The sequence below is a fragment of the Paenibacillus sp. YN15 genome (genome assembly GCF_003285005.1).
In the GTDB taxonomy this organism is placed as follows: Bacteria; Bacillota; Bacilli; order Paenibacillales; family NBRC-103111; genus Paenibacillus_AR.
Window position 1 is genome coordinate 44,143 of the sequence record NZ_QMFA01000049.1, and the last position, 7,260, is coordinate 51,402.

Annotated in this window: 1 protein-coding gene and 2 pseudogenes; all 3 read right to left on the reverse strand. The window is 57.9% G+C overall.

Features of this window, described 5'->3' with window-relative positions; translation table 11 throughout:
- Nucleotides 1-60 precede the first annotated feature (60 nt).
- On the reverse strand, nucleotides 61-765 hold the full coding sequence (locus DQG13_RS31955) for an S-layer homology domain-containing protein (RefSeq protein ID WP_397334024.1): 705 nt from the start codon (nucleotides 763-765) through the stop codon (nucleotides 61-63).
- Nucleotides 766-1,392: 627 nt separating this feature from the next.
- Nucleotides 1,393-2,628, reverse strand: a pseudogene (locus DQG13_RS31960) (pectate lyase family protein); the annotation flags it as partial.
- A gap of 9 nt (nucleotides 2,629-2,637) precedes the next feature.
- Nucleotides 2,638-6,984: pseudogene (locus tag DQG13_RS31965) on the reverse strand (pectinesterase family protein); the annotation flags it as partial.
- Between the last annotated feature and the right edge of the window lie 276 nt (nucleotides 6,985-7,260).

Here is a 7,260-nt window from a genome sequence, read left to right on the forward strand (position 1 = left end):
GGCGACAACCAAAAGCAGAGGCCCCATGGACCTCTGCTTTTGTGCGTTGCCGCAGCCTCGCTATTCGTTCATGAACGCTGCCTTGAGCAGGAACCGCTTGATCATAACGGCGGCCTCCGCCCGGGTAGCTTGGGCCTGCGGACGGAAGCTGCCGTCCTCCAGGCCGTTTACCAGCCCTGCCGCTTGTGCGGCACGGACAGCATCCTTGGCCCAGCCGCTTATGCTGGAGCCGTCGGTGAATGCCGCCGCCGTGCTTCCGGAGCCGTCAGCCGGGCGGCCGGCAAGCGCCAGCGCTCGGGTCAGCAGCACGGCCAGCTCCTCGCGGGTAACCGGAGTTTCCGCCCGGAAGGTGCCGTCCTCATAGCCGTCGATCAGACCGGCGGATACGGCAGCCTGCACATAACCGGCGTACCAGTCGTCTGCCCGCACATCGGTCATTCCGCCGCCGGACAATGCTTTTTCCTCCAGACCGGCAGCCCGCGCCAGAAGCGCGGCAATCTCTGCCCGGGTCAGGATGCCCTCCGGCGCAAACCGGTTGTCGGCAATGCCGTCAATAATGCCTTTGCCGGACAGGAGCTGTATATCCTTGGCCGCCCAATGCCCAGCCAGGTCGGCGAAGGGCCGTTCCACTGCCTGCACCAGGACAAAAATGCCATTGGACGGATGTTTGATCACCGCCTGCAATCCGCTGCCGTCACGGGTAATCAGCGCCGGAACAAATTGCAGAGTCTTCTTCACCGGATCATACTTCATGGCTGTAACCATTGCGGGAGAAGCTGCCGAATCCGCCCGGAGAACCCGCTCTACATAGCGGGTGCCAAAATCCTTCAACTCCTCGGCTGCACTCTTGGATGAAGCCGTCGCCTTAAACTCTACCGGAGCGGACAGCAGGCTCGCTGCTCCCCCGTCGGCCGCTTTGGCAATGGCGGCAGCCGTTTCCGCTCCTGCCGGACCAACTTGCAGCGTCAGGATAACCTCGGTTTTAGCAGCATTCAGGCGTTTGGCCAGACTATCAAGATCAATGGCCTGAACCGGAATCCGGTAGGCGCCGGATACCGTATTCACTACAAGCAGCGCGTCCGGAGCCTTCGCCTTGACCGCTTCCAGGGAAGCTGCGCTCAGCTCCACCTGCGCAACGGGCTCCTTGCCCTTTGCTTCCACAGCAAGCACCGGTGTTTTGCCGGCCTCGGCCTTAAGTCCTTGCAGAGCCTTTTCCACTTCACTATCCTTCAGCGTGAATTTCTCCGCCTTCCGTCCGTCGGCAAGGGTTGCCGCTGCCGCCTCCGGAGTCAGTTTCACCGTGTCGGACTGGGGTACAGCAGGTACGGATGCTCCGCCGGCAGCAGGTTCTTCAGACGGTGTTTCGGGCTCTGTCCACTCCAGCGTGCCTTCCGAACCGGCCTCTGAAAGCACAGCCTTGGGCACATCCGCAGTGGCATCCATAGAGGTGTACAGGATGGGCGTCCATGCAGCCGGGCTCAGCGGCGCCGCGGCGGAAGCGTTATAGGCTTCCGCTATATTTACAGGCTTGCCGTTCAACAAGGAGCCGGTATCCGTAAATACAGTCCCGCCTGGTGAAACCTGAATCAGGGATTGGGGAAGAGCCCCCTCTTCTCTGACAAAATAGTTGTTGTCGGCCACAATTTGTGATTTGTAGCCTACGCCCATGAAGTACAGGGACGGATACAGGGAAGACTTCGCCGAGCCTTCATAGTAGTTGTTATAAACATGGACCTGGCCGAACCGGACACGAGGCGCCCGTTGGCCCACATTCTTGAAATAGTTGTGGTGGAAGGTGATTCTCAGCTTGCCGTCATCGGCCGTGTTCTGGTCGCTTCCCCCCACCAGATTCAGCTTGTCATGGTTATGGAAGTAGTTATAGGACACCGTAACCAGATCGGATGCGTTGGTCACATCCACCGCTCCGTCGTGCTGCTGGAATTTCCGTCCAAAATAGGTGTGGTGGGGATCATCCAGCCCGCCGGTGTCGCTGAAGGTATTGCGGTCCACCCATACATGTGTGGAGCCCTTCACGGAAATGCTGTCGTATGCCGAGTTCCAGTTGCCGAATTCGCCGTCAGTCGGGTCCCATTGCGGGAAATAATCGAAGGTGTTGGCGAACTCGATATTGCGGATAATGACATTATCCACCTTATCCAGGTTCACATTGCCGCCCAGAATCTTGGCTTTGGCCCCGGGCAGGCCCACCAGGGTGGTATTGGAGCCTACGGTGATCTTGATCCGGGCTCCCTGATTGCCGGCGGAACGGGCCCGGGCATTTTCCAGCTCGCCGGAGGGCAGATTCTTGCCCCATACCGCCGGATCGTAGGCAGCCAGGTAGGCCTCCAGATCATAGGCCGGGTCCTGGTAGAACTCCATGCCTATAGGCTGGTCGTTATCATCCACATTCATATCGATGGTGCCGGTGACATAGACAATTTTGGGCGTGTTGCCGCTGACCGCTTTGATCAGCTCGCTGCGCTTGCTTACATAGAACACATTGGCGCCGACCGCAGCCGAGCCGCCTGTGGTGCCGGTGCCCAGAGATGCCCAGCCGTCATTGGGGGCCAGGGTTTGTCTGCCCAGCTCCGTTACGGAGGTATCGGCGATTTGCACCGGGAATTCCACATCCGCACCGTCAAAATGGAAGACAAACCGCGCTGTGCCCGACGGCAAACCGGCCAGATAATCCTGGCGCAATACAACTACATCGCCTTGCACCGCATAAGCGGATGCCGGCAGCGCCGCCCCGTTCAGGGTCACGCTCTGCAAAGCGCGTCCATGACTTTCCGCCATCAGGTAGACATCGGACCGTTTGGCAGCATGCCCGTCGAATCTGGCATAAGTGGAGGACAGGGACGGACGGTAGCTGACCTGGGGCATGGCTGCGGCCGCTGTCGGGTCCCATCCGCCGAAGAGCTGGGGAATGCTTGGGCTGGCTTCTCTGCCCGTTTCCATGACAGCAATGGAGCGTCCCGGCGCATTGGCTCCCGGACCATAGCTGTTGTATTCGGAGAAGAAGCTTTGAATGCAATCTCCGGCACAAGCGGCCACCCAGCCTTCAGGAATCATTTTCTCGGAGTCGATAAAGGTGTTGACAAAGCTTACATCGGCAAATGTCTTCCAGGGGCGGCCCAGATCATAGGCCCCTTGCGCAGAGGGATCATCCTCCACCCGGGAGTTGATAATCACATAGCCGATGTCGCTTTCATTCTTCTGGGCGCCTGCTGTAATATGGCCGCCAGTGGCGCCCTCGTCGCTGACCAGCCGCATGGTGACATTACTCAGCACTACTGTGGGGGCTTCACCGAAGATGAAGTCCACGTCCCCTTCAATGATGCTGTTGGCGATATAGTGGCGGCCGGCATTTTGCGCGTTCAGGCCGTTGTACAGCGTATCCTGGTAGCCCTTCAGCCGGACACCCTCCAGAACCGCCATATCGCTTTTCAACGAAAGGGCTACCGCCTGGGCCACCTGCTTCCGGGGACGGGCGCTGTTCTCGATTGTAAGATTGTACGCCTGGAAATAATCCGCCTTCACATCCACGGTCTGGCTCAGGAAGGTATTGCCCATATGGCCGGGCTGACCGGCGGTAGCGGAAGTACCCGCATAGTCGCCGTAAGTGATGATGGTTTCATCCATGCCTGCTCCCGCCAAGGTAATGTAGGGACTGGCGACAACTAATTTTTCCTTGTATATGCCCGGGGCGATGGAGATAACCACACGCTCCGTATTGGCGGCAGGCACCTCATTCACGGCAGCCTGAATGGTTTTGAATACACCTGCATCATCGGCTGCCGCCTGACTGTCCACCTTCAGCACCTTCGCAGGCAAAGCCTGAACCTCCGCCGAAGGAGCGCTTGCTCCGGCTCCATTCTGCGCCGTGACCCGGTAGGTGTAGAGAACACCGTTGGCGGCGGAATGATCCTCGAAGCCTGTTTGGGTTGCCGTTCCGATTGTCTCATATGCGCCGTTGGCGGATTTGCGCTCCACCTGATAGGATTCTGCCGAATCCGATGCGGTCCATGCCAGCGCCACCTTGCCTGTGGCCGCTTCCGCACGCACATTGGCCGGAGCAGCCGGGGCTCCTGCAGGGGCGGTGTAAGCATAAACGCTGCGCTGGTTGGAAATTCGGCTCTCCTGCTTGGCGTTGGCCGCTGTCACCACATAGTAGTAAGTCACGCCGCTTACGGCCGTCTTATCCTGATAAGAAGTCGCAGCGATATTGTCGGCGCCGATCCGGCTGTAAGGTCCGCCGTTTGCTTCACTGCGGCTTACAACATATTTATCCGCTCCGGGAACGGCCGTCCAGTTCAATTCCACTTTCCCGCCAAAAGCTTCCGCTGCAAGCAGCACAGGAGCCTGCAAAACAGGCGCCGGCGAACCGGCCTCCAAAATCTCGGAGGGACCCATGCCGCCGGCGTTCCCCGGCGTCACTCTGTAATAATAGGCTGTATCCTCCCGCAGCCCCATATCCAGATAGGAGGTTCCTTCAATTTTCGTTTTTCCGTTCAGCGAAAGAGGCAGATAAGGACCTTCCGGCTTCGTTGCCCGTTCTACGGTATAGAAGCTGGTTGCACTCTTCTTGTTCTCTTCCTTGTTCTCTTCCTTCTCGTTCTCCGGCTTCTCCCACATTATGGTCAGCTGTCCGTCGCGCACAACCGCCTGCAGGTTTGTTACTTTCCCTTCAGGCGGCTGGGTATCCGTAGGCTTAACTGCAGCAATATTGGAGAACCCGCTTTCCAGATTGGCCCGGGTTGCCGTGACCCGATAATAGTAGTCGGTTTCATTCTTGAGGGCGGCGGCATCCGTATATTCAATCACCTTTGCGTCCTCGGAGCCGGCAATGCCCCCGGCGATTTTTTCGAAGGGACCGTTTTCGTCCAGGCTGCGATAAACCGAATAGCTCTCCGCACCGCTGGCGGCAGACCAGGAAAGAATGGCCTTTTGATTGGCGCCGACACCTGATAAGGCCTGGGGCACCGCAGTCTCCTGGCGGTCAACCCGGATATTGTCCACATAAGCCGATCCGGTGGAGGAGCCGGCCATGCGCATATTCAGGGAGGCGATATCCGTTACGGGAGCGGAAAAGGCAATATTCCCCTTATAGACGGTCGTTTCGCCCTCAGCGCTGCCCTTGGCGGATACATAGAGATCGGCGGTATTGGCCTTCACATCCGCCACATAGGTAACCTTGTACCACTTGTTGGCCTCGATTTTGACCGGTGAAGAGTTGATGTTGAAGCTGACGGCAATTTTATTGTTGCTGTCCAGCAGCTCCAGCATATAGGAATCGCCTACCGTTTTGGCCTGCATAAACTCCAGCGTCGCGGTAACGCCGCCGTTGCTGTCCGCCGTTACCGGCGCAAAAGCCCGGTTAAAGCCGCCGCGGCCCACACCGTCATTGATCCACAACACCTTGGAATCGTTGCCGGCAATGGCTCCCGAAGTGTTGCCGAAGCTGTTGGTCAGGCTGTTGTTGGCCACAACTGTGGTATTATTGCCTGCATCAAATTTGGTGATAACGCCGCTTCCGTAGGGAGTGGTGTAACCGGCCGGCAGCACGCCCAAGGCGCTTCCCTCAAAGTCGTCGCCGATCAGGAAATCCCCCGGTGTAGCTGACGCAGCCTGGGACGGGGCGCTTTCGCCGGCTGCATTGACGGCGGCAACCACATAATAATACGTTTTGTTATTGGTTAAACCGGCATCGGTATAGGCTGTGCCGGTCAATCCGGCGGCCACTTCCGCATACTGCCCTTGGGCCTCGCTGCTCCGTTTGACCGTATACGACAAGGCTCCGTTAACGGCTGTCCAGGTTAAGCCAACCTGGCCATTCCCCGCCGCTGCGCTTACATTCTGGGGCGCTGCGGGCAGGATGGGCCCTGCCGCCGCTGTAGCGCTCACTTCCGCGGACGGTGCGGACTCCCCTGTGGGAGCAGTGGCGGTGACCACATAATAGTATGTGGTGCCATTTACGGCCGTGGTGTCCGTATAGGTTACGGCAGTCACCCCTTGCGGAGCGGCAACCTGAGGCGCGATGACGTTGTAACCGTTTCCGCTCACAAGGCTGCGTTTTACCGTATAGTAGGTGGCTTCAGTAACCGAATTCCAACCCAGCTCCACCTTGCTGTTGCCGCCTGTGGCTGTCAGGCCTTCAGGGGCTTTGGGCAGGAGGCTGTGGTACACCAGGATATTGTCCAGGGACATGTTCCAGGCGGGACCGCTTTCTCCCGATTTGGTAAAGGATGCAATGGCTCCAAGCCCGCCCGACGGAGTGTTTTTGAAGGGCTGCCCCAGCAATTCTCCTACAGGCGTTCCGTCCAGCTTGGACAAGTAATAATTGGCTTTGTTTTCACCCAGATCCAGCGCGGCCTTCAGGTGATAACCGGTATTATTGAGAATGTTGGCGCCGCCAATGGGGACGAATTTATTGTCACTGGTATAAAAGCAGGCAAAAGCGCCTGTGCCGCTGGTTACGGGATTGTTCTTGTTCTGAACGTCAACCACCACTTTGCCGTCTGCATCCAGCACCTGCAAAATGATTCCGTTCTTAGTCACATTGGACAAGGCAAAGTCCAGTTCAACCGTGACCGTCCCCTCGGAAATATTCTGGGACAGGGTCCGTTTGATCCCCGTAGTGGTAGGCGCAGCTTTCACAAAATTCGCCTCTGTAATCTTCAGGGCTTTGGAGGACAATACGGAAGCCCCGGCTTCTATCAGCTCAATTTTCTCTCCTTCAACCGCTGTTCCTGTGGATACGGCGGCAAAACCCGCAATAGTGGAAGGGCGGGTCTGACTGCCCCCGTCCCATGCCGCATTGTCCGCATATACCCCCTCAAAATCCTCCTGCAGCAGCACCGTGCTCCCGGCAGGGGCAACCGGGGACGCGTAAGCCGTTCCCCCTGACAGGGGGACGGAGCCGAGCAGCATTGTCGCCGTAAGCATGGCGCAAACGGCCTGTTTCCATGTTTTCTTTCGTTTCATGGTTTGCGTTTCCTCTCCCTTTTTTATGGTGTATGTACCCGCCGGAGGCGCTTGCTGCAATGCCGCAGACGCCTGGCCGGTCGGTATTATTATGCAGTCCGGACAAGGGAGAGGCTATAATCATTTCCGATGAACTTGGATGATTATCGGCTGTGAATGCTTATTGCAGCGGGGCTTAGGGTCTGATGAGGGCTATCTACCCGGACTATGGTTCCGCTGATATGAACGAAACCTGTCAAGCGCCGCTGTCGCACCTTCGTTTTTGGCATGCTCCAA

Excerpts from the sequence above, each read along its gene's own strand:
- DQG13_RS31955 (WP_397334024.1), bottom strand. The coding sequence starts at position 765 with ATGGTTACAGCCATGAAGTATGATCCGGTGAAGAAGACTCTGCAATTT.